This is a genomic window from Sphingobium sp. RSMS (assembly GCF_005406185.4).
In the GTDB taxonomy this organism is placed as follows: Bacteria; Pseudomonadota; Alphaproteobacteria; order Sphingomonadales; family Sphingomonadaceae; genus Sphingobium; species Sphingobium fuliginis.
In genome coordinates this window covers 1,629,100-1,648,324 of sequence record NZ_CM191257.1, presented here as the reverse complement: position 1 = coordinate 1,648,324, position 19,225 = coordinate 1,629,100, and the positions used below count along the sequence as shown (strand labels likewise).

The window sequence follows — 19,225 nt, the reverse complement described above, 5'->3', positions numbered from 1 at the left end:
CCGGCGAGGGCAGGGGCCTAAACCCCCGGCCATGACCCATGCCTCCTATCCGGCGCTTCGTCTGCGCCGCACCCGCGCCTCGGCCTGGAGCCGGGCGTTGCACGCCGAAACCCGCCTCACGCCCAGCGACTTCATCTGGCCGCTGTTCGTCACGGAGGGCAGGCAAGTGGAGGAACCGATCGGCTCCCTTCCCGGCGTGTCGCGCTGGTCGGTGGACCTGATGGTGGAGCGTGCGAGGGAAGCGCAGGCGGCGGGCATTCCCTGCCTCGCGCTTTTCCCCAATACGCAGGCCGACCGCCGCAGCGATGACGGTGCTGAGGCGCTCAATCCCGATAACCTGATGTGCCGCGCCATCCGCGCCATCAAGGATGCGGTGCCCGACATCGGCATCCTGACCGACGTGGCGCTCGATCCCTATACGGCGCACGGCCAGGACGGCCTGCTGGACGAGGCGGGCTATGTCGTCAACGACGCGACCATCGACGTGCTGATCGGCCAGTCCCTGAACCAGGCGGCGGCGGGCGCGGACATCATCGCCCCCAGCGACATGATGGATGGCCGCGTCGGCGCCATCCGCGAGGCGCTGGAGCAGGAAGGCCATGCCAATGTGCAGATCATGGCCTATGCCGCCAAATATGCGAGCGCCTTCTACGGCCCGTTCCGCGATGCGGTCGGATCGAGCGGGCTGCTGAAGGGCAACAAGAAGACCTATCAGATGGACCCCGCCAACAGCGAGGAAGCGCTGCGCGAAGTCGCGCTGGACATTGCCGAAGGCGCCGACAGCGTGATGGTGAAGCCGGGCCTGCCCTATCTCGACATCATCGCCCGGGTGAAGGACCGGTTCGAAGTGCCCGTCTTCGCCTATCAGGTGTCGGGCGAATATGCGATGCTGGAGGCCGCCGCCGCCGCGGGGGCGGGGGAGCGCGACGCGCTGGTGCTGGAAACGCTGCTGGCGTTCAAGCGGGCAGGCTGCTCGGGCGTCCTCACCTATCATGCGCTCCATGCGGCGCGGCTGCTGGGAGCCTGAACATGACCGATCATCCCGAAGTCTCCATCATCCCCTTCAACGGCAAGACGCCGAAGATCCACCCCAGCGCCTTCATCGCGCCGGGATGCCGCATCATCGGGGATGTGGAGATCGGCCCGGACGTCAGCATCTGGTATAATTGCGTGATCCGGGCGGACGTGAACTTCATCCATATCGGCGCCCGCACCAATATCCAGGACGGCTCGATCGTGCATTGCGACAGCCCCGGCGACCATATCGACGGTCGCCCGTCCGAAGGCTGGCCCACGATCATCGGGGAAGACGTGCTGATCGGACATCTTGCGATGGTCCATGGCTGCATATTGAAGGACCGCGCCTTCGTGGGGCTGGGCGCCATCGTCATGAGCGGCGGGACGGTGGAAAGCGACGCCATGCTCGCGGCCGGGGCCCTGCTTTCTCCGGGGAAGACGGTGCCTCACAGGCAGCTTTGGGCCGGCCGCCCCGCCAAATATATGCGCGACCTGTCGGACGAAGTGCTGATCGACATGCGGGAGGGCGTCGACCATTATGTCCATAATGGAAAGGCGCACAAGGGCGCGGTGAAGGCGGCGCTTTCGCCCGATTGAATCGGCAGGGCTGCAGGCGGATCAGGGCTGCGCCAGACGCCCCTTGAGCACGTCCAGCCGGTCGTTCTGCCCATCGACAATCGCCAGCGCGGAAGCCCGCGCCGCATCGATCGCCTCGATCCCGCCGCTGGCCTTCCCCTCGGCCGCCGCGTTGCTGCGCTCGACAAAGAGCACGTCCAGGCTCGCCAGCGCCGATACGCTGTCGTTGCGCGCCGATTCCAATGCGCTGAGCGCCGTCTGCGCCGCCACCCAGGCCTCGCTGGAGACCGCCGCGCCGGATGCTGCCCGCGTCGCCCTGTCCGCCGCCGGCCAGGCCTTGTCGAATGCCGTGCCGCCCGCCTGAGCCTGCGCCGTCAGCCGGTCGACATTCTGGACCAGCTCCGGTTCGGGCGCGACGGGGGAGGGCGCGGGCGCCGCCTCCGCGATGGGGGCGTCCTCGATCGCCCGCTTGGCGAGGGACGGATAGCCCTGAAAGGTGCTGGCGCAACCGGACAGGAACAGGGCCAGGGAAGGAAGCAGCCGACGCGGATTCATGCTTCGCATCTAGGATGAGCCGCGCCGGGAGGCAAGTTCAGCGTGGCAGCGCGGCGGCTTCCCGTGCAAGCGCCTCTATCTTCGCCGGATCGACCGGCCCCTTGGGCACGACCCAGCTTCCGCCGACGCATTTGACGACGGGTTCCGCCAGCCATCTGGGCGCGCTTTCCGCCGTGATCCCGCCGGTCGGGCAGAAGCGCGCCATGTGCAGCGGCGCGGCCAGGGCCTTCAGCGCGGGCAGCCCGCCCGAAGTCTCCGCCGGGAAGAATTTGAAGTGCGACAGCCCCATGTCCAGCCCGCGCATGATGTCGCCCGCCGTCGCCGTGCCCGGCAGGAAGGGAATGCCCGCGGCGATCGCGGCCCTGCCCAGCGGCTCGGTCAGGCCGGGGCTGACGATGAAGCGCGCCCCCGCCTCCATCGCGGCGTCCAGTTGCGCCGGGTTCAGCACCGTGCCCGCTCCGACGACGGCGCCCTCGACCTTCGCCATCTCCCTGATCACGTCCAGCGCCGCCGGCGTCCGAAGCGTCACTTCCAATGCAGGAAGCCCGCCCTTCACCAGCGCCCGCGCGATCGGCAGCGCATCCTCGACCCGGTCCACCACCAGTACCGGGATCACCGGGGCCAGTTCCACCACCTGTTCAACGCTCAACGCCATCATTTCTTCTCCCGAAAGGCCGCGGCGGCGCCGTACAGCCCGATTTCGTCATGCAGGGCCAGCCGGATCGGCACCGACTTCATCAGGCTTTCGAACCGTCCCTTGGCGGTGAAGCGCTGGTGGAAACCGCATTGCGGCAATATGTCCTTCATCCGCTGGGTCAGGCCGCCCGCCAGCACCACCGTATGCGGTCCCTGCGCCAGCGCCAGGTCGCCCGCGACCGAACCGTAGGACATGCAGAACCGCGCCAGCGCCCTGCGCGCAAATTCGTCGGTCCCGTCGATGGCGGCCTGCCAAAGCTCGGCATCCTCCATCAGCACGACCCGATCATGGCCGATGGTCGCCATCGCCTTGTAGATGTTGTTGAGCCCCGGTCCCGATACGATGCGCTCGGTCGACACGCGCAGGAATTTGTCGCGCAGATAGGCGAGGATCTTCTCTTCCAGCGGGTCCAGCGGCGCGAAGTCCAGATGCCCCCCCTCCGTCGCGATCACATGCGGCTCGCCATCGTCGAAGGCGATCATCGCCACGCCCAGCCCGGTGCCCGGTCCCAATATCGTCACCCCGCCGTCGCGCGGAAAGGGCCTGTCCTCCCCGAACAGCAGCGGCAGATTCTCCTTCGGCAGGCGCGCCACGGCATGGGCGACCGCCTCGAAATCATTGACCAGCCGCAGATGCCTGAGGCCCAGTTCCTCGTCCAGCGTATCGGGCCGGATGACCCATGCGCTGTTGGTGAGCTTGATGACTTCGCGCCCGATCGCGGTGGCAAAGGCGATGGAGGCGGATGTGGGCAGATGGCCGCCCTCATCCTTGACGAAGGCCGCCCAGCAGGCCTGGAGGGTCGGATAATCGGCCACCTTATATTTGCGCACCTTGCCCAGCGTGGGCACATTGCGCGCATTCAGTCTGGCACGGGCGAAGCGGGCGTTTGTGCCGCCAATGTCGGCTGCGATGATCTCGGTCATGCTACTCTCCTCCCGTCCGGGCCGAGCCTGTCGAAGTCCTTCACTCTTCCTCAGGAAAAGCGCTCCTCCGAAAATCTTGGGCGGACGGGAATGTTTCGGTTCTAAACTTCGGTTTCCATGGCCGCCAGAATGGGCGATGCGCCGCTTTCCGCCAGATCGCTATGATGGCGGAACAGCGCGAACAGCTCGCGGCCCGTATCATAGGGGGCGGGGGGCGGCGCGGGCGTGTCGCGGCCGTCCCATTCCGCCGCGTCGACCAGCGCTTCGATCAGGCCCGTCTCCGCGCAGACCCGCACCATGTCGCCGTCGCGCAGCTTGGCGATGGGGCCGCCTCCCAACGCTTCCGGCGACAGGTGGATCGCCGCGGGCACCTTGCCCGATGCGCCGGACATGCGCCCGTCCGTCACCAGCGCGACGCGGAAGCCGCGATCCTGCAACACGCCCAGCGCCGGGGTCAGCTTGTGCAGTTCGGGCATGCCGTTCGCCCTTGGTCCCTGGAACCGCACCACGACCACGACATCGCGCTCCAGTTCGCCGGCCTTGAAGGCGCGCAGCACATCGTCCTGATCGTGGAAGACCGCCGCGGGCGCTTCGATGGTCCAGCGCTCCCGGTCGACCGCGCTCACCTTCATGACGCAGCGGCCAAGATTGCCGGCCAGCAATCGCATCCCGCCGTCGGGATTGAAGGCGTCGGACACCGGCCGGAGGATCGACAGGTCCCGCGATTCGGGCACATCCTTCCAGGCCAGCGCGTCATTCTCCAGCACCGGTTCCTTGCCATAATCGGCCAGTCCCTGCCGCGCGACGGTGAGGATGTCGCCATGCAGCAGCCCGTTGCCGAGCAGTTCGCGGATCACATAGCTGATGCCGCCTGCCGCATGGAAATTGTTCACATCGCCCGATCCATTGGGATAGACCCGCGCCAGCAGCGGCACGACATCGGAAATTTCCGCGAAATCGGTCCAGTCGACGACGATCCCCGCCGCCCGGGCGATGGCCGGCAGATGGATCGCATGGTTGGTCGATCCGCCGGTCGCCATCAGGCCGATGATGGCGTTGACGATCGCCTTTTCATCCACGCAATGCCCCAGCGGCCGATAATCGTCATTGGGTTGTCCGTCCCTGTCCCAGCCGATGCGCGACAATTGATGCACCGCCGCCCGCGTCAGTTCCTGCCGAAGCCTCGTGCCCGGATGCACGAAGGAGGCGGCGGGCATGTGGAGCCCCATCATCTCCATCATCATCTGGTTCGAATTGGCCGTGCCATAGAAGGTGCAGGTCCCTGCGCCGTGATAGCTGGCGCTTTCGGACTCCAGCAGTTCCTCCCGGCCGACCTTGCCTTCGGCATAGAGCTGGCGGATGCGCACCTTTTCCTTGTTGGCGAGGCCGGACGGCATCGGCCCGGCGGGGATCAATATGGTCGGCAGATGCCCGAAACGCAGCGCCCCGATCAGCAGCCCCGGCACGATCTTGTCGCAGATGCCCAGCAGCAGCGCGCCCTCGAACATGGCGTGGGACAGGGCGATGGCGGTGCCCAGCGCGATGGTGTCGCGGGAAAAGAGCGACAGGTCCATGCCCGCCTGCCCCTGGGTCACGCCGTCGCACATCGCCGGAACGCCGCCCGCGACCTGAGCGGTGCAGCCCACCTCCCGCGCCGCCAGCTTGATCTGCTCGGGATAGCGGCCATAGGGCTGATGCGCCGACAGCATGTCGTTATAGGCGGTGACGATGCCGAAATTCATTGCCGCGCCGGTGCGGATGACAGCCTTGTCTTCGCCGCTCGCGGCAAAGCCATGGGCCAGGTTCCCGCATGAAAGCTGGGCGCGGTTGGTGCCCGCGTCCCGCCCGCGCTCGATCAGGCTCAGATATTTGAGGCGCGAAGCCGCGCTGCGCTTCACGATGCGTTCGGTGACCTTTTCGATCACCGGATGAAGGTCAGTCATTCCAGCTCGCTCCGTCTCGTTCGATAAGGGCAATGGCTGAGGATGGCCCCCAGTTCCCGGAAGAATAGGAGGATGGCTTCACCCCGGCCTCCTTCCACCCGTCGATGATCGAATCGATCCAGGTCCATTGCGCCTCGACCTCGTCCCGGCGCACGAACAGGGTGGCGTCGCCCGCCAGCAGGTCCAGGATCAGCCGTTCATAGGCGATCCGGCGGCGCTGCCCGGCGAAGGCGGCGGTCAGCGACACGTCCAGCGTCACCTCCTCCAGATGCACCTCGCGCTCCAGCCCCGGCCTTTTGCTCATGATGAGCAGGCGGATATATTCCTCCGGCTGCAACCGGATGATGAGCGTATTCGGCTCCAGACCCGACCCGCCATTGCGTCCGAAGATCGAATGGCGCACCGGCTTGAACTGGATCAGGATTTCCGACTGGCGCGTCGGCATGCGCTTGCCGGTGCGCAGGTAGAAGGGCACGCCCTGCCAGCGCCAGTTGTCGATATGGGCCTTCAGCGCCACGAAGGTCTCGGTGTCGGACGGCCTGCCCAGTTCGTCGGCATAGCCGGTGACGATCTGCCCGCCGACCGCGCCGGGCGTATATTGCCCGCGCACGCTATGCGTCTTCACCGTCTCGGCCGTCATCGGGCGCAGCGAACGGAGCGCCTTCACCTTCTCGTCGCGCACGGCGGTCGGGTCCATCCGCGCGGGCGGCTCCATGGCGATGATCGACAGGATCTGGAGGACGTGGTTCTGCACCATGTCGCGCAGCGCGCCGACGCCGTCATAATAGGAAACCCGGCCTTCCAGGCCCACCGTCTCGGCCACGGTGATCTGCACATGATCGATGGCGGTGGCGTTCCACAGCGGTTCGAACATCACATTGCCGAAGCGCAGGGCGAGCAGGTTCTGGACCGTTTCCTTGCCCAGATAATGGTCGACGCGGAAAATCTGCTCCTCCGCGAACAGCGCGCCGATGCCGTCATTGACCTCTTTGGAAGAGGCCAGATCCTTGCCGATCGGCTTTTCCATCGCGATTCGCGTCTTCGGCGTGATCAGCCCCGCCTCGGCCAGCCCCTGGGCGGTCGGCGCGAAGAGGGAAGGGGGCGTGGAGAGATAGACGGACACGCCCTTGTCGAGTCGCCCGTCCAGCCGTTCCGCCAGCGCCCTGAACTGGGCGGCGTTGCCCGCCTCCACCGGCTGATAGACGATGATGTCGCGCAGCCGCTCCGCGATGTCCGCGTCATAACGGTCTGCGGCCAGGAATTTCCGCAGCGCCTTGTCGATGTCCGCGCGAAACTGCTCGTCGGTGAATTCGGAACGCCCTGACGCGATGATCAGGAAATCCTCCGGCAGCAGGCCATCGGCCAGCAGATTGTAGAGCGAGGGAAAGATCATCCTGTGCGCCAGGTCGCCGGTGGCGCCGAACAACAGGAACGTGGCAGACGGTTCGGTCAAAGGTTGTCCCTTTTCCGTTAGTGTTATCAGGTCTGCACGAAGCCGCCCTTATACCCAGCGGCACTCGTTACGCAAGCAGGCTATCCCTGTGGGGCCCATCCCGCAACCGCGAGAGGATGAAAGCGTCGATTTTTGGCTGGACGCTGGCCGCCGATTTTGCCATTGGCGCTCCACCCTGGCGTTTTTGGCGGAAGATGGAATCATCCTCCGTCCGGAACGCGGCTGAAGGGCATGCGGGCGTGGTGAAACTGGTAGACGCGCCGGACTCAAAATCCGGTTCCGAAAGGAGTGTCGGTTCGATTCCGACCGCCCGCACCATCTTATTTTGCCTCAAGCGCCGGGCGGCCGCATCCGCGGCCTTGGCTATCCTCGCATAAGCTCGGGCAGCCGTTCGGTTCGCCCTTGCGAACCCCGCCGGGTTCGATGCCCTCTTTCCAGACATGGCCATGCACTAAAAAGCCCGGCAGCATGGCTGCCGGGCAGGCGAGCTTTTACAGGGTAAAAGCTTCGGGTCGCACCCCAGCGATTAACCGCAAATATTTAAGATACCAGAGGAATTTGCCGATCCAGCCGGAATGGATCAATCCCTTGCCCCGCCGCCCTGCGCGTTGAACCAGGGGATCATCCGGGCGATGGCATCCTCCACCCGATCGGTGGAAACCGCGAAACTGAAGCGGATATGCCGGTGCCCGTCGACCGGATCGAAATCGATCCCCGGCGCCGTCGCCACACCCGTTTCGCGGAGCAGCCTCTGACAGAAGGACAGGCTGTCATTGGTCAGATGCCCCACATCCGCATAGATGTAGAAGGCCCCGTCCGGCGGCGCGATCTCCTTCAACCCCAGCGCGGGCAGGGCGGCCAGCAGCAACTCCCGGTTGCGCCGATAGGTGGCGACATGCCCCTCCAGCTCATCGATGCAGTCGAACGCCTTCAACCCCGCATGCTGCGCCAGGGAAGGCGGCGTCAGGAACAGATTGCCCATCCGCGCCCGAGCGGTTTCGATCAGGCCGGGCGGAAACACCACCCAGCCCAGCCGCCACCCGGCCATGGAAAAATATTTGGAGAAGCTGTTCACGACGATGGCGTCCGGCGCGAATTCCAGCATCGACCGCGCCGGTTCGCCATAGCTGAGCCCGTGGTAAATCTCGTCGGAGACGATGCGAATGCCCCGCACCCGGCAAACCTCCGCGATGCGCGCCATCTCCTCGGCGGGAATGATGGTCCCTGTGGGATTGGCCGGGCTGGCGATGATCGCCCCATCCGGCGCGGGTTCCAGGGCCTTCAGCGCCGCCGCGCCGATCTGGTAACGCTCCGCCGGCCCGCAATCGACCTCCAGCGGCTCCAGATAGAGCGCCTTCAACGTATTGCGATAGGCGACATAGCCCGGCCGCGCCGTCGCCACCCGCGCTCCGGGCGCGAACAGGCTGGTCAGCGCCAGCACCAGCCCCGGCGAAGCGCCGCAGGTGAGCAATATCTGCTCCGCTTCCACGGCCACGCCATAGCGCTCCCGATAATGGAGCGCGATCCGCTCCTTCAGCGCCGGACTTTCCCAATAGCCCATGGGGTCGCGATCCAGCACGGCATGCGCTTCCATAATCGCAGCAGAGGGCGCCCCCGTGGACGGTTGCCCGAATTCCATATGCAGGATGGATCGCCCCTCGGCCTCCAGCCTGTGGGCTTCCCGGCTGATGGCGATGGCGTGAAAAGGATCGATATTGGCAACCATGCGTCGCCTCTTACCCGCGCCGCAACCTTGTCACAATTGCCGCGTTGGCGATGGATGAACGAAACCATGCTCGACGCGCTGCAATATTATGGCGCAGGCGCCGCCACCATCGCCGCTTTCATCGTCTCCCTCAATCTCGGCCGCCGCATCACGGGCTGGGCTTTCGTCCTCTTCGTGACATCCTCCATCGCCCTGATCGGCTGGGGTTTTCTGTCGGAAGACAGCGAAGGCATAGGCTTCCAGAATATCGCGCTGCTCCTGATCAATCTCGTCGGCGTCTGGCGCTATCTCATCTCCAGGCACAAGCCGCGCGACTGAACCTATTCCGAAATCCAAACCTCCACCGAAACCGCATGCTGGCACAGCGCCACCCGGACGGGCAGTTCCTCCACCGGCCCCCCCGCCAAGGCCCGGTCATAGACCGCCTTCTTCGCCGCCCCGCCGATCTGGAGGAAGATATGCCGGCTCGCAAGGATCGCCCGGGCGCTCATCGACATGCGCTGATGCGGCGCAGCGGGCGGCGTGACCGCGATCGTCAGGGCATGGGTGGAAAGCCCCTCCGCCAGTTCCTTCGCCCCCGGAAACAGCGAAGCGGTATGCCCATCCTCCCCCATCCCCAACAGCACGATGTCGAGCGGCCAGGGCAGGGCCGCGAACGCCGCCTCGCACTCTGCCTGCCCGGCATAGGCGTCCGCCGCCTCATTCTTCATCGGCACGAACCGCGCCGCCCCGGCCTTCCCCTGCAACAAAGTCTCGCGCACCAGCCGCTCATTGCTGTCCGCATGGTCCGGCGCCACCCAGCGCTCGTCGACCAGCGTCACGATCACCTTGCTCCAGTCGAGCGCCATCCCCGACAAAGCCTCCAGCACGGGCCTTGGCGACCGCCCGCCCGACAGCGCGATCGTCGCCACCCCCCGCGCCGCGATGGCATCCCCCAGCACCGTGGCGATCCGCCGCGCCATGTCCGCCGCCGCCAGCGCGCCATCGACGAAAAGATGTTCGGTAGGCATGTCGTTCAATTCTCTTCGGCCAGATTGTCTTCAGGGATCGTGCAGATGTCGATCCATCGCGCGGCGGTCAGCTCGGCCAGCCGCTCCGGCGTCAACTCCACCGAAGTCGTCCGCGATCCCGCCGCCGGAAACACCGTCTCGAAATCCCGCAGCGAAATATCGCAATAAACGGGCAGGGGAGAGGTCAGCCCAAAGGGACATACGCCCCCCACCGGATGCCCGGTCAGTCCCTCCACCTCCTCCAGCCCCAGCATGCGCGGCCTGGCGCCCAGCGCCGCCTTCGCCTTCCCGTTGTTCAGCCGCGCATCGCCCCGCGCCACCACCAGCGCGACCTCGTTCCCGACCCGCAACGACAGCGTCTTGGCGATCCGCGCCGGAACCACGCCCAGGGCCTCCGCCGCCTCATTGACCGTGGCGGTGCTCACCCCCTGGTCGATGATGGCGACATCCGGCGCATGGGCGGAGAAGAAGGCCCGGACCGACTCCGCGCTCATTCCCCTCCATTCCCCCTTTGCTGTATCTCGGTCAGCTTGCGCTCCCAGGCGAGGGCATGGGTGACGATCTGATCCAGATCGGCATAAAGCGGCTTCCATGGGAATTCCCCCATGATCGCCCGATTGTCGGAAATGAGCGCATCCGGATCGCCCGCGCGCCGCCCCTCCATCCGCCGGTCGATCTTCAGGTTCGTCACCCGGTCGACCGCGTCCAGCACCTCCAGCACGGAAAAGCCCCGGCCATAGCCGCAGTTGAGCAGATAATTCTGCTCCGGCCTGGCCATCAGCGCCTCCAGCGCCAGCACATGCGCCGCCGCCAGATCGGTGACATGGATATAGTCGCGCACCCCGGTCCCGTCCGGCGTGTCGAAATCGGTCCCGAACACCGAAACATGGCTCCGCTTGCCCAGGGCCGCCTCGACCGCGACCTTGATCAGATGCGTCGCCCCCGCCGTCGACTGCCCCGTCCGCCCGGCCGGATCGGCGCCCGCCACGTTGAAATAGCGCAGCGCGCAGAAGTTCATCGCATGCGCCGCGCTGACGTCGCGCAGCATATATTCGGTCATCAGCTTCGACATGCCATAGGGATTGATCGGCCGCTGCGGCGTCGTCTCCCTGACCGGGCTTTCCTCCGGAATGCCGTAGGTCGCCGCCGTCGAGGAGAAGATGAAATGCGGCACGCCGACCGTGACGACGCTCTCGATCAGGTCGCGGGTCTTGGCGCTGTTGTTATGATAATATTTGAGCGGGTTCTCGACCGATTCCGGCACCACCACCGATCCGGCAAAGTGCATCACCGCCTTCACGCCATGATCGCGCAGGGCCTTCTGCACCAGCGGCTGATCGGAAATATCGCCCTCGACGAACGCCACATCGTCCGGCACCGCCCAACGGAACCCCGTCACCAGATTGTCGATCACCACGACGCCATAGCCCGCGTCGTGCAACGCCAATACGGCATGGCTGCCAATATAGCCGGCCCCGCCCGTGACCAGAACCGTCGGCTTTTCGCTCATAAGATGAAGGTCTCCCGATAGATCAGGGCCGCCGCCATTCTCCCCCGTCATGCTGAACCTGTTTCAGCATCCATCGCGCCTCCGGACTCAGGTCTTGCCGAGGGCGAAACGGATGCTGAAACAAGTCCAGCATGACGAATGAGAAGGTTACAGCCCTTTGCCTGTCAGGACTAGATCAGCTTCGTGACGATTCCCACCCCATTCATGCCGCGGCGCGGGACGAAACGGGGCGATAGAAAGTCGCGCCGCTTGCCGCCATGTCCTGCAACTGGACCGTGGGCGCGAAGCGATCGCCATGCGTCGCCGCCAGCCGCTCCAGCACCGCGACGACATGGCCGATGCCGACCGTGTCCATATGGCTGAACGGTCCGCCGGTATAGGGCGCGAAGCCCCAGCCGAATATCGCCCCGATGTCGCCATCCTCCGGCGTCTCCAGCACGCCTTCCTCGAAGCAGCGCGCGCATTCGATCAACTGGCGGTAGAGCAGCCGCTCCTTCACTTCCTCGACATCGGGCTGCACGGCGGCGCGCGGGAACATCTCCTCCAGACCGGCCCAGAGATGCTTCTTCCCGCCCTCGGGATAGTCATACCAGCCCTTGGCGCTTTTCCGCCCCAGCCGCCCCAGTTCGACCATCCGCGCCATCACCGCGTCGGACGGCTGCGCGACATAGGCGTCGCCCAGCTCCTTCTGCGCGGCGACGACGATCTTGTGGCCCAGCTCGATGGAAACCTCGTCGCCCACCGCCAGCGGCCCCACCGGCATGCCCAGTTGCCGCCCGGCATTTTCGATCAGCGCGGGATTGATCCCCTCCGCGACCATCTCCACGCCCTCCTGCACATAGGTGCCGAAGCAGCGCGAGGTATAGAAGCCGCGCGAGTCATTGACGACGATCGGCGTCTTCCTGATCTGGGCCACGAAATCCAGCGCCTTGGCGATGGCGGCCGGCCCGGTTTCCTTGCCCAGGATGATCTCCACCAGCGGCATCTTCTCGACCGGCGAGAAGAAGTGGATGCCGATGAAATTCTCCGGCTTGCTCCACGCCTTCGCCAGCTTGGTGATCGGCAAAGTGGAGGTGTTCGACCCGAAGATCGTATCCGCGCCCAGCACCTCCTCGACCTTCTTGGTCACTTCGGCCTTGATCGCGACATCCTCGAACACCGCCTCGATCACGAAGTCCGCTCCGGCCAGCGCGGCATAATCCGTCGTCGGCGTCACGCGGGCCAGCGTCTCCGCCATCTTCTCCGGCGTCATGCCCCGGCCCAGCCGCTTCTTCAGCACCTCCTCGACATGCGCCTTGCCCTTTTCGGCATAGGCCTGATCGCGGTCGAACAGCACCACCTCGATCCCCGCCTGCGCGGCCACGGTGGCTATCCCTGCGCCCATCATGCCCGCGCCCAGCATGGCCAGCTTCTTCGTCGGCGCCTTGGGCTGGTCCTTGGGCCGCCTTGCGCCGCGCTCGGCCGCCTGCTTGTTGACGAACAGGCTGCGGATCATGTTCGCCGCCTGCGGGTCGGCCGCGACCTTGGCGAAATATTTGCTCTCCACCCGGATCGCCCGGTCGATGGGCAGGAAAGCCCCCTCATAGACCGCCGAAAGCAGCGCGATCGGCGCGTTCATGTTGCGCTGGGTCTGCTTGAGCGTCATCGGCAGGGCGCCCGCCATGGTCTGGACGAAGGCCGGATTGAAGCCGCCCGCGCCGCCGGGGAATTTGAAGCCCTTGACGTCCCAGGGCTGCACGAAGGCGTTGGGATTGGCCTTCACCCATTCGCGCGCGGCTTCGACCGCCGTGCCCTGCGGCACGACCTGATCGACCACCTTCATCATCGCCGCGTCGGCGGGACGGAACAGCTTGCCCTGCAACATATACATCAGCGACGCCTGCACCCCCATGATGCGCGGCAGGCGCTGCGACCCGCCGCCGCCGGGGAACAGGCCGATCAGGATTTCGGGCAGGCCCAACTGCGTCTTCGGGCTGTCCCCGACGATCCGGCGATGACAGGCCAGCGCCAGTTCGAACCCGCCGCCGACGCAGGTGCCCTCGATGGCGCAGGCGACCGGCTTGCCGCAGGTCTCCAGCCGCCGGAACAACTGGTTCAGCACGAAAACCTTGTCGAAGATCGCGGCGGGGGAGGGGCGTTTCCCATTCTCGCTGACCAGCATCGACCCGAAATATTTGAGGTCCATGCCCGCCATGAAGCCGCTGCTCTTGCCCGACGCGATGACCGCGCCCTTGATCGCCTCCTCGGAGGAAATGCGCGTGATCGCCGCGTCCAGATCGGCCAGGAAATCCGGGCCGATGACGTTCATCGACTGATCGGGAACATCAATGGTGAGGGTGGCGATGCCGTCGGCGTCGATGTCGAAATTGATGGTCTGCATTTTGGGCAACCTTTCCTACCTCCGTTCGTGCTGAGTAGGGGCTGAGCTTGTCGAAGACCCGTATCGAAGCATTGATCCTTCGATACGCCATTTCGACGGGCTCAATGGCTACTCAGGACGAACGGGTCCACTGTTCAAACGCGCTCGATGATGATGCCCGTGCCCATGCCCGCGCCGACGCACAGGTTGATGAGCGCGGTGCCCTTGCCGGTCCGTTCCAGCTCGTCCAGCGCCGTGCCCAGCACCATCGCCCCGGTCGCGCCCAGCGGATGGCCCATGGCGATCGCGCCGCCATTGACGTTGATCTGCCCATGGTCGAGGTCCATCGCCTGCATGTAGCGCAGGACGACGCTGGCAAAGGCCTCGTTCAGTTCCCACAGGTCGATGTCGGCCTTGCTCATCCCCGCCCGATTGAGCAGCTTGCCCGCCACGAACTCAGGCCCTGTCAACATGATCAGCGGCTCCGACCCGATGGACGCCATCGCCTTGATCCGGGCGCGGGGCTTCAACCCATATTTCTCGCCCATCTCCCTGTTGCCGACCAGCACCGCGGCGGCGCCGTCGACGATGCCGCTGCTGTTGCCGGCATGGTGGACATGCTTGACCTTCTCCAGTTCGGGATAGCGGAGCAGGGCAATGGCGTCGAAGCCCGGCATCTCCTCGCCCAGCGCGGCGAAGCTCGGCTTCAGGCTGGCGAGCGACTGCATCGTCGCGTCGGGCCGCATATGCTCGTCATGGTCCAGGACGACCGATCCGATGACGTCCTTCACCGGCACGATGGATTTGGCGAAGCGCTTCTCGTCCCAGGCGGCCTTGGCGCGCCGCTGGCTTTCGACGGCATAAGCGTCGACATCGTCGCGGCTGATCCCGAACTTGGTCGCGATCACATCGGCGCCGATGCCCTGCGGCGCGAAATAGGTCTTGTAGGCGACCGCCGGGTCCATCGCCCACGCGCCGCCGTCCGAAGCCATGGGCACGCGGCTCATCGACTCGACGCCGCCGCCGATGGCAAGGCCCGCTTCGCCGGAATAGACCTTGGCGGCGGCCATGTTCACGGCCTCCAGCCCCGAAGCGCAGAAACGGTTGATCTGCACGCCGGGCACGGTCTGGGCGTAATCGGCGTTCAGCACCGCCACGCGGGCGATGTCCGCGCCCTGTTCGCCCACCGGGCTGACGCAGCCCAGTATGACGTCATCGACATCGGCGGTGTCGATCTCCGTCCGGTCCCGCACCGCCTGCAGCATCTGCGTCGCCAGCTGGATCGGGGTGATTTCGTGCAGTGACCCGTCGGCCTTGCCCCGGCCCCGGGGCGTCCTGACGGCATCGTAAATAAAGGCTTCCATTGCTTTCCATTCCTCTCCGCTGGGCGCCGGATGTTCGCTGCGAATGTATTTACGTTTACGTAAAGTGCAAGCCTCAATCGTCAGCCCGCCCGACCGTAACGTCATCCCGCCAAAGGGGCCCCGCCTCGTCCTCCGGCGGACGTTTCAACCCTTTTCAATTCTTTTAATGATTCGCGGATTTGACCCGCCCGCCTTATTCCGCTTCATGGAAAGCGTGTCAGAGTCGGACCCCTCCCAAGCGCCGTCGCCCTTGTCGATCCCGATCTTCCGCGCGATCTGGTGGGCCAGCCTCGCCTCCAACTTCGGCGGGCTGATCCAGTCCGTCGGCGCGCAGTGGATGATGACCTCGCTCTCCGCCTCGCCCCAGATGATCGCGCTGGTTCCGGCGGCGACGACCCTGCCGATCATGCTGCTGTCGCTCTGGGCAGGCGCGGTGGCGGACAATAGCGACAGGCGGGTGGTCATGCTGATCTGCCAGCTGTTCATGCTCATCGTCTCCGCCCTGCTGGCGCTGTTCGCCTGGATGGGTTGGGTGACGCCCTGGGCCCTGCTGGGCTTCACCTTCCTGGTCGGCTGCGCCACCGCGATCAACGGGCCGGCCTGGCAGGCGTCGGTCGGGGACATGGTGCCGCGCGCCGCCTTGCCCCATGCCGTCTCGCTCAATTCCATGGGCTTCAACATGGCGCGCAGCATCGGCCCGGCGCTGGGCGGCGTCATCGTCGCGGCCGCCGGTGCGGCGACGGCCTTTCTGGTCAACGCCATCAGCTATGTGGGGCTGGTCGCCGTGCTTGCCCGCTGGCGTCCCGAACGGCCGCCTCAACTCCTCCCGCGCGAACGCATAGGCCTCGCGATGCGCGCTGGGGTTCGTTACGTCGCCATGTCGCCCAACATCCAGGTCGTGCTGCTCCGAAGCGCGGCATTCGGCATCGGGGCAAGCGCCGTTTCAGCGATGATGCCGCTGGTGGCGCGCGACCTGCTGGGCGGCGGCGCGCTGACATTCGGCGCGCTCAGCGGCGCCTTCGGCATCGGCGCGGTGCTGGGGGCGCTGTCGACGGGGCAATTGCGCCGCCGCTTTTCGGTCGAGACCATCGTGCGCTCAGCCGCCATGGCGCTTGCGGCCGGGACGGTGCTGATGGCGGTCAGCGACTGGCTGGTCGTTGCGTTGCTGGGGCTGCTGATGGCGGGCGCGGGCTGGGTGATCGCCCTCTCGACCTTCAACGTTTCGGTCCAGATGTCGGCGCCTCGCTGGGTCGTGGCGCGGGCCGTTGCCCTGTATCAGATGGTCGCCTTCGGCGGCATGGCCGGGGGTGCATGGCTGTTCGGCACCATGGCGGAGGATCATGGCGTCGTCATCGCCCTCTATGGCGCGGCAGCCGTCCAGTTCGCCTCGGCCCTGATCGGCTATGCGCGTCCGCTGGCGCAGACGGGCGAGGAGAATCTCGACCTCCAGAACCTGTGGCGCGAGCCGCAGACCGCCGTTCCGATCGAGCCCCGCAGCGGCCCGGTGGTCGTCACCATAGAATATCGCATAGCCGCCGGATCTGTCGTCCCCTTCCTGGCGGCGATGAGCGAACGCCGCCGCATCCGTCGCCGCGACGGCGCCCATGGCTGGTCGCTGCTGCGCGATCTGGGCGATCCGGAATTGTGGGTGGAGCGCTATCATGTGTCGACCTGGCTGGACTATGTCCGCCACAACAGCCGCCGGACCGTTGCCGACATGGCGAACAGCGAAGCCATCCACGCGCTGCACAGCGGCCCCAATCCGCCGGTCGTGCATCGCATGCTGGAGCGGCAGACGGGTTCTCTGCCGCTGGGCCGCTCGGCCGACCCGCGCGAGATGGGCGATCCCATGACCGATCCCACCCGGTCGAGCTGATGCGCTATTCGGGCCGCCGTTCGGCAAGATCCTCTGGCGTGTCGATGTCGCGCAGGCTGGCGCCCATGGTTTCGATCTGCACGCCATGGCTGAGCAGCGCCCGCGCCCCCTGGTCTCCCCGCAGCGCCAGCAGTTCGGGGAAATGCTTCCGCCCGATGAAGGCGGGCGGCGAAGAGGAAAATCCGTCGGTGCTGGCGACGACGGAGCGGATGTCCTCCGCCGCCATGCAGATGCGGTTGTAATGCGTCTGCGGCACGTCGGGCATGTCGGCCAGGCAGATCAATATGCCGCGGCATTTCCGCATCGGCATGACATGCTCCACGGCGCGGATGATGCTGCCCGATATGCCGTCTTCCGGACGATCGTTGACCAGGATCGAATAGCCGCGCCGTTCCAGCCGGCGATGCAGGACCGGCGCCTGGCCGACAGGACGCACCACCGCAACCAGTTCCGCAAAGATCATGGAGGCGATGGTTTCCAGCGCATGCACCGCGACGGGCTTGCCCCGCCAATCGGCCATCAGCTTGTCTTCTTCCCCGAATCGTGAGGATGTGCCCGCTGCAAGGAGGACGGCGGCGATCTGTTCGGTCCGCATGGTTCCGCTGTGATGATTTGAGGCGACCCGGTTGACCCGGTTTCCCCTGCATGTGCCACCGCCAGCATGTCCTGTCCAGCAGGGCGAAGGGGCTGGCGTTCCTGTAAATCAGTCGCCATATGCCCGGAAGCAACAAAGGAGTGGTGCCGTCCATGGAATATGATCCCGATGCCGAAACTGCGGGCGAGTCGATCAAGATTCCGGTTCCGGCGGACGTGGCCGACGCGATCCGTACGCTGATCCGCTGGTCGGGCGACGATCCGGAACGGGAAGGGCTGGTGGAAACGCCCCAGCGCGTGGCGCGGGCGTGGAAGGAATATTGCCGCGGCTATGACGACGATCCGGCCTATCATCTTTCGCGCATCTTCCATGAAGTCGGCGGCTATGACGACATCGTGCTGTTGAAGGACATACCGTTCCAGTCGCACTGCGAGCACCATATGGCGCCCATCGTGGGCGTCGCGCACATCGCCTATCTGCCCGGCCAATATGTCGTCGGCATATCGAAGCTGGCGCGCGTGCTGCACGCCTTCGCCCACCGGCTTCAGGTGCAGGAACGGCTGACTTCGGAAGTCGCCAACTGCATCTGGGAACATCTGAAGCCCCAGGGCGTCGCGGTCGTGGTCGAGGCGACCCATGGCTGCATGACGGGCCGTGGCGTGCGCACGCCCAATGTCGTCATGAAGACCAGCCGCATGCTCGGCGTCTTCCGCGACGATGAGAAGAGCCGTGAAGAAGTGCTGAAGCTGATCGGATCGTGAGCGAAGAGGAAGCTCCCGCCTATCGGCCCCTCGGGGGCACTGGGAAGCGCGCCGAACAGGCGGGCGCACGGCCGCTGGCGCAAAAGCGGCTGGCGCTGGTGACGGGCGGTCATCGGCGGCTGGGCGGCATCATCGCCGCTGCCTTCGCGCGGGCAGGCTATTCGCTGGCGATCCATGGCAGCCACGATACCCGGCTCGATTCCCATCTGGCGCTGACGCTGGAGGAGAATGGGACCGAATGGGACGGCTTCACCGTCGATTTCAGCGATCCGGAAGGGGCGGAGGAACTGGTGGCGCTGGTCGCAGAGCGTTTCGGCCGTCCGCCCGATGTCCTGGTCAACAGCGCGGCGATCTTCGGCCAGGATCGGCTCGACAGCGTCAATGCCGACGACCTGATGCGCCATTATGCGGTCAATTGCGCCGCGCCCACCTTGCTCACCAAGTCCTTTGCCACCATTCCGGCCGGCACAGGCGACCGGTGCATCGTCAATATACTGGATCAGCGGATCGACCATCCGCATGGCGACCAATTGGCCTATACCTTGTCGAAGATGGCGCTGGCGGGGCTGACGCGGCTGTCCGCATCCACCCTGGCGCCGCAGATCAGGGTCAATGCGGTCGCCCCCGGACTCACCATCGCGACGCCCGATTATGACGAAGGCCAAATGGAAAGGCTGTCCGCGATGATGCCGCTGGCGCGTCTGCCGCAGGCGGAGCAGATTGCCGAAGCCGTGCTGTATCTGGCGGGCGCCAGTGCGGTGACGGGTCAGACGCTCTATATCGATGGCGGCGCGCATCTGCGCAGCTATGACCGGGACTTCATGCATCTGTGCCGATAGCGGCTGCGAAGATGCGGCTTG

Annotated in this window: 18 protein-coding genes and 1 tRNA gene; 7 read left to right on the top strand and 12 right to left on the bottom strand. The window is 65.7% G+C overall.

Going from position 1 to position 19,225, the window contains the following annotated elements:
- Positions 1-31 precede the first annotated feature (31 nt).
- Together hemB and EGM87_RS07645 are read left to right on the top strand one after the other, a co-directional pair.
- On the top strand, positions 32-1,027 hold the full coding sequence (gene hemB, locus EGM87_RS07650; RefSeq protein ID WP_025551386.1) for a porphobilinogen synthase: 996 nt from the start codon (positions 32-34) through the stop codon (positions 1,025-1,027).
- A gap of 2 nt (positions 1,028-1,029) precedes the next feature.
- Positions 1,030-1,614, top strand: a complete 585-nt coding sequence (locus EGM87_RS07645) for a gamma carbonic anhydrase family protein (protein ID WP_025551384.1) — start codon at positions 1,030-1,032, stop codon at positions 1,612-1,614.
- A gap of 21 nt (positions 1,615-1,635) precedes the next feature.
- On the opposite strand, the gene EGM87_RS07640 is transcribed toward EGM87_RS07645, so the two are convergent.
- The 5 genes from EGM87_RS07640 to zwf form a co-directional block, all read right to left on the bottom strand.
- On the bottom strand, positions 1,636-2,148 hold the full coding sequence (locus EGM87_RS07640) for a hypothetical protein (protein WP_025551382.1): 513 nt from the start codon (positions 2,146-2,148) through the stop codon (positions 1,636-1,638).
- A gap of 37 nt (positions 2,149-2,185) precedes the next feature.
- Positions 2,186-2,803, bottom strand: coding sequence for a bifunctional 4-hydroxy-2-oxoglutarate aldolase/2-dehydro-3-deoxy-phosphogluconate aldolase (gene eda / locus EGM87_RS07635; protein WP_044662477.1), 618 nt, complete (start codon positions 2,801-2,803; stop codon positions 2,186-2,188).
- Positions 2,803-3,768 (bottom strand): glucokinase, encoded by a 966-nt coding sequence (gene glk, locus EGM87_RS07630; protein WP_044662476.1) that lies wholly within the window; start codon positions 3,766-3,768, stop codon positions 2,803-2,805. Before glk ends, eda begins: the two co-directional genes overlap by 1 nt.
- A gap of 101 nt (positions 3,769-3,869) precedes the next feature.
- Complete coding sequence (edd, locus tag EGM87_RS07625) at positions 3,870-5,711, bottom strand: phosphogluconate dehydratase (RefSeq protein ID WP_044662475.1); 1,842 nt, start codon at positions 5,709-5,711, stop codon at positions 3,870-3,872.
- Positions 5,704-7,164: a glucose-6-phosphate dehydrogenase gene (gene zwf / locus EGM87_RS07620; protein WP_044662474.1), complete on the bottom strand. Its 1,461-nt coding sequence runs from the start codon at positions 7,162-7,164 to the stop codon at positions 5,704-5,706. Before zwf ends, edd begins: the two co-directional genes overlap by 8 nt.
- Before the next feature lie 233 nt (positions 7,165-7,397).
- Between zwf and EGM87_RS07615 the strand changes: the two genes are divergently transcribed.
- A tRNA-Leu gene (locus tag EGM87_RS07615) sits at positions 7,398-7,482 on the top strand.
- Between the two features lie 262 nt (positions 7,483-7,744).
- Here the strand turns inward: EGM87_RS07615 and EGM87_RS07610 are convergent.
- Positions 7,745-8,890: an aminotransferase class I/II-fold pyridoxal phosphate-dependent enzyme gene (locus tag EGM87_RS07610; RefSeq protein ID WP_044662473.1), complete on the bottom strand. Its 1,146-nt coding sequence runs from the start codon at positions 8,888-8,890 to the stop codon at positions 7,745-7,747.
- Between the two features lie 54 nt (positions 8,891-8,944).
- Between EGM87_RS07610 and EGM87_RS07605 the strand changes: the two genes are divergently transcribed.
- Entirely contained in the window at positions 8,945-9,208 is a 264-nt protein-coding gene (locus EGM87_RS07605) for a hypothetical protein (RefSeq protein WP_025550982.1), read from the top strand.
- 2 nt (positions 9,209-9,210) lie between these two features.
- Here the strand turns inward: EGM87_RS07605 and pgl are convergent, their stop codons facing one another.
- From pgl to EGM87_RS07580, 5 genes are all read right to left on the bottom strand, one after another.
- Positions 9,211-9,900 (bottom strand): 6-phosphogluconolactonase, encoded by a 690-nt coding sequence (gene pgl / locus EGM87_RS07600; protein WP_044662472.1) that lies wholly within the window; start codon positions 9,898-9,900, stop codon positions 9,211-9,213.
- A gap of 5 nt (positions 9,901-9,905) precedes the next feature.
- Entirely contained in the window at positions 9,906-10,394 is a 489-nt protein-coding gene (locus tag EGM87_RS07595; RefSeq protein ID WP_044662471.1) for a YbaK/EbsC family protein, read from the bottom strand.
- Positions 10,391-11,410 carry a UDP-glucose 4-epimerase GalE gene (gene galE / locus EGM87_RS07590; protein WP_044662470.1) on the bottom strand — a complete coding sequence of 340 codons (1,020 nt, stop codon included), beginning with the start codon at positions 11,408-11,410 and terminating at the stop codon, positions 10,391-10,393. Before galE ends, EGM87_RS07595 begins: the two co-directional genes overlap by 4 nt.
- A gap of 202 nt (positions 11,411-11,612) precedes the next feature.
- On the bottom strand, positions 11,613-13,790 hold the full coding sequence (locus tag EGM87_RS07585; protein WP_044662469.1) for a 3-hydroxyacyl-CoA dehydrogenase NAD-binding domain-containing protein: 2,178 nt from the start codon (positions 13,788-13,790) through the stop codon (positions 11,613-11,615).
- Between the two features lie 134 nt (positions 13,791-13,924).
- Positions 13,925-15,133, bottom strand: coding sequence for an acetyl-CoA C-acetyltransferase (locus EGM87_RS07580; protein ID WP_137710351.1), 1,209 nt, complete (start codon positions 15,131-15,133; stop codon positions 13,925-13,927).
- A 205-nt stretch (positions 15,134-15,338) separates the two neighbouring features.
- Here EGM87_RS07580 and EGM87_RS07575 point away from each other — a divergent pair, with 205 nt between their 5' ends.
- Positions 15,339-17,009 carry an MFS transporter gene (locus EGM87_RS07575; protein ID WP_044663170.1) on the top strand — a complete coding sequence of 557 codons (1,671 nt, stop codon included), beginning with the start codon at positions 15,339-15,341 and terminating at the stop codon, positions 17,007-17,009.
- A gap of 4 nt (positions 17,010-17,013) precedes the next feature.
- Here the strand turns inward: EGM87_RS07575 and EGM87_RS07570 are convergent, their stop codons facing one another.
- A complete protein-coding gene (locus tag EGM87_RS07570) occupies positions 17,014-17,604 on the bottom strand; it encodes a nucleotidyltransferase family protein (protein ID WP_025550993.1) in 591 nt (196 codons plus the stop codon).
- 152 nt (positions 17,605-17,756) lie between these two features.
- On the opposite strand from EGM87_RS07570, the gene folE reads away from it, so the two are divergent.
- Both folE and EGM87_RS07560 read left to right on the top strand, forming a co-directional pair.
- Complete coding sequence (gene folE / locus EGM87_RS07565; protein ID WP_025550994.1) at positions 17,757-18,365, top strand: GTP cyclohydrolase I FolE; 609 nt, start codon at positions 17,757-17,759, stop codon at positions 18,363-18,365.
- On the top strand, positions 18,362-19,204 hold the full coding sequence (locus EGM87_RS07560) for an SDR family oxidoreductase (protein WP_025550996.1): 843 nt from the start codon (positions 18,362-18,364) through the stop codon (positions 19,202-19,204). The genes folE and EGM87_RS07560 overlap by 4 nt, the downstream gene beginning before the upstream one ends.
- Positions 19,205-19,225 lie beyond the last annotated feature (21 nt).

What these genes read in the sequence shown, in the direction of transcription:
- hemB (WP_025551386.1), top strand. Translation starts at nt 32, where the DNA reads ATGACCCATGCCTCCTATCCGGCGCTTCGTCTGCGCCGCACCCGCGCC.
- EGM87_RS07645 (WP_025551384.1), top strand. Translation starts at nt 1,030, where the DNA reads ATGACCGATCATCCCGAAGTCTCCATCATCCCCTTCAACGGCAAGACG.
- EGM87_RS07640 (WP_025551382.1), bottom strand. Translation starts at nt 2,148, where the DNA reads ATGAATCCGCGTCGGCTGCTTCCTTCCCTGGCCCTGTTCCTGTCCGGT.
- eda (WP_044662477.1), bottom strand. Translation starts at nt 2,803, where the DNA reads ATGGCGTTGAGCGTTGAACAGGTGGTGGAACTGGCCCCGGTGATCCCG.
- glk (WP_044662476.1), bottom strand. Translation starts at nt 3,768, where the DNA reads ATGACCGAGATCATCGCAGCCGACATTGGCGGCACAAACGCCCGCTTC.
- edd (WP_044662475.1), bottom strand. Translation starts at nt 5,711, where the DNA reads ATGACTGACCTTCATCCGGTGATCGAAAAGGTCACCGAACGCATCGTG.
- EGM87_RS07610 (WP_044662473.1), bottom strand. Translation starts at nt 8,890, where the DNA reads ATGGTTGCCAATATCGATCCTTTTCACGCCATCGCCATCAGCCGGGAA.
- EGM87_RS07605 (WP_025550982.1), top strand. Translation starts at nt 8,945, where the DNA reads ATGAACGAAACCATGCTCGACGCGCTGCAATATTATGGCGCAGGCGCC.
- pgl (WP_044662472.1), bottom strand. Translation starts at nt 9,900, where the DNA reads ATGCCTACCGAACATCTTTTCGTCGATGGCGCGCTGGCGGCGGCGGAC.
- EGM87_RS07595 (WP_044662471.1), bottom strand. Translation starts at nt 10,394, where the DNA reads ATGAGCGCGGAGTCGGTCCGGGCCTTCTTCTCCGCCCATGCGCCGGAT.
- galE (WP_044662470.1), bottom strand. Translation starts at nt 11,410, where the DNA reads ATGAGCGAAAAGCCGACGGTTCTGGTCACGGGCGGGGCCGGCTATATT.
- EGM87_RS07585 (WP_044662469.1), bottom strand. Translation starts at nt 13,790, where the DNA reads ATGCAGACCATCAATTTCGACATCGACGCCGACGGCATCGCCACCCTC.
- EGM87_RS07580 (WP_137710351.1), bottom strand. Translation starts at nt 15,133, where the DNA reads ATGGAAGCCTTTATTTACGATGCCGTCAGGACGCCCCGGGGCCGGGGC.
- EGM87_RS07575 (WP_044663170.1), top strand. Translation starts at nt 15,339, where the DNA reads ATGGAAAGCGTGTCAGAGTCGGACCCCTCCCAAGCGCCGTCGCCCTTG.
- EGM87_RS07570 (WP_025550993.1), bottom strand. Translation starts at nt 17,604, where the DNA reads ATGCGGACCGAACAGATCGCCGCCGTCCTCCTTGCAGCGGGCACATCC.
- folE (WP_025550994.1), top strand. Translation starts at nt 17,757, where the DNA reads ATGGAATATGATCCCGATGCCGAAACTGCGGGCGAGTCGATCAAGATT.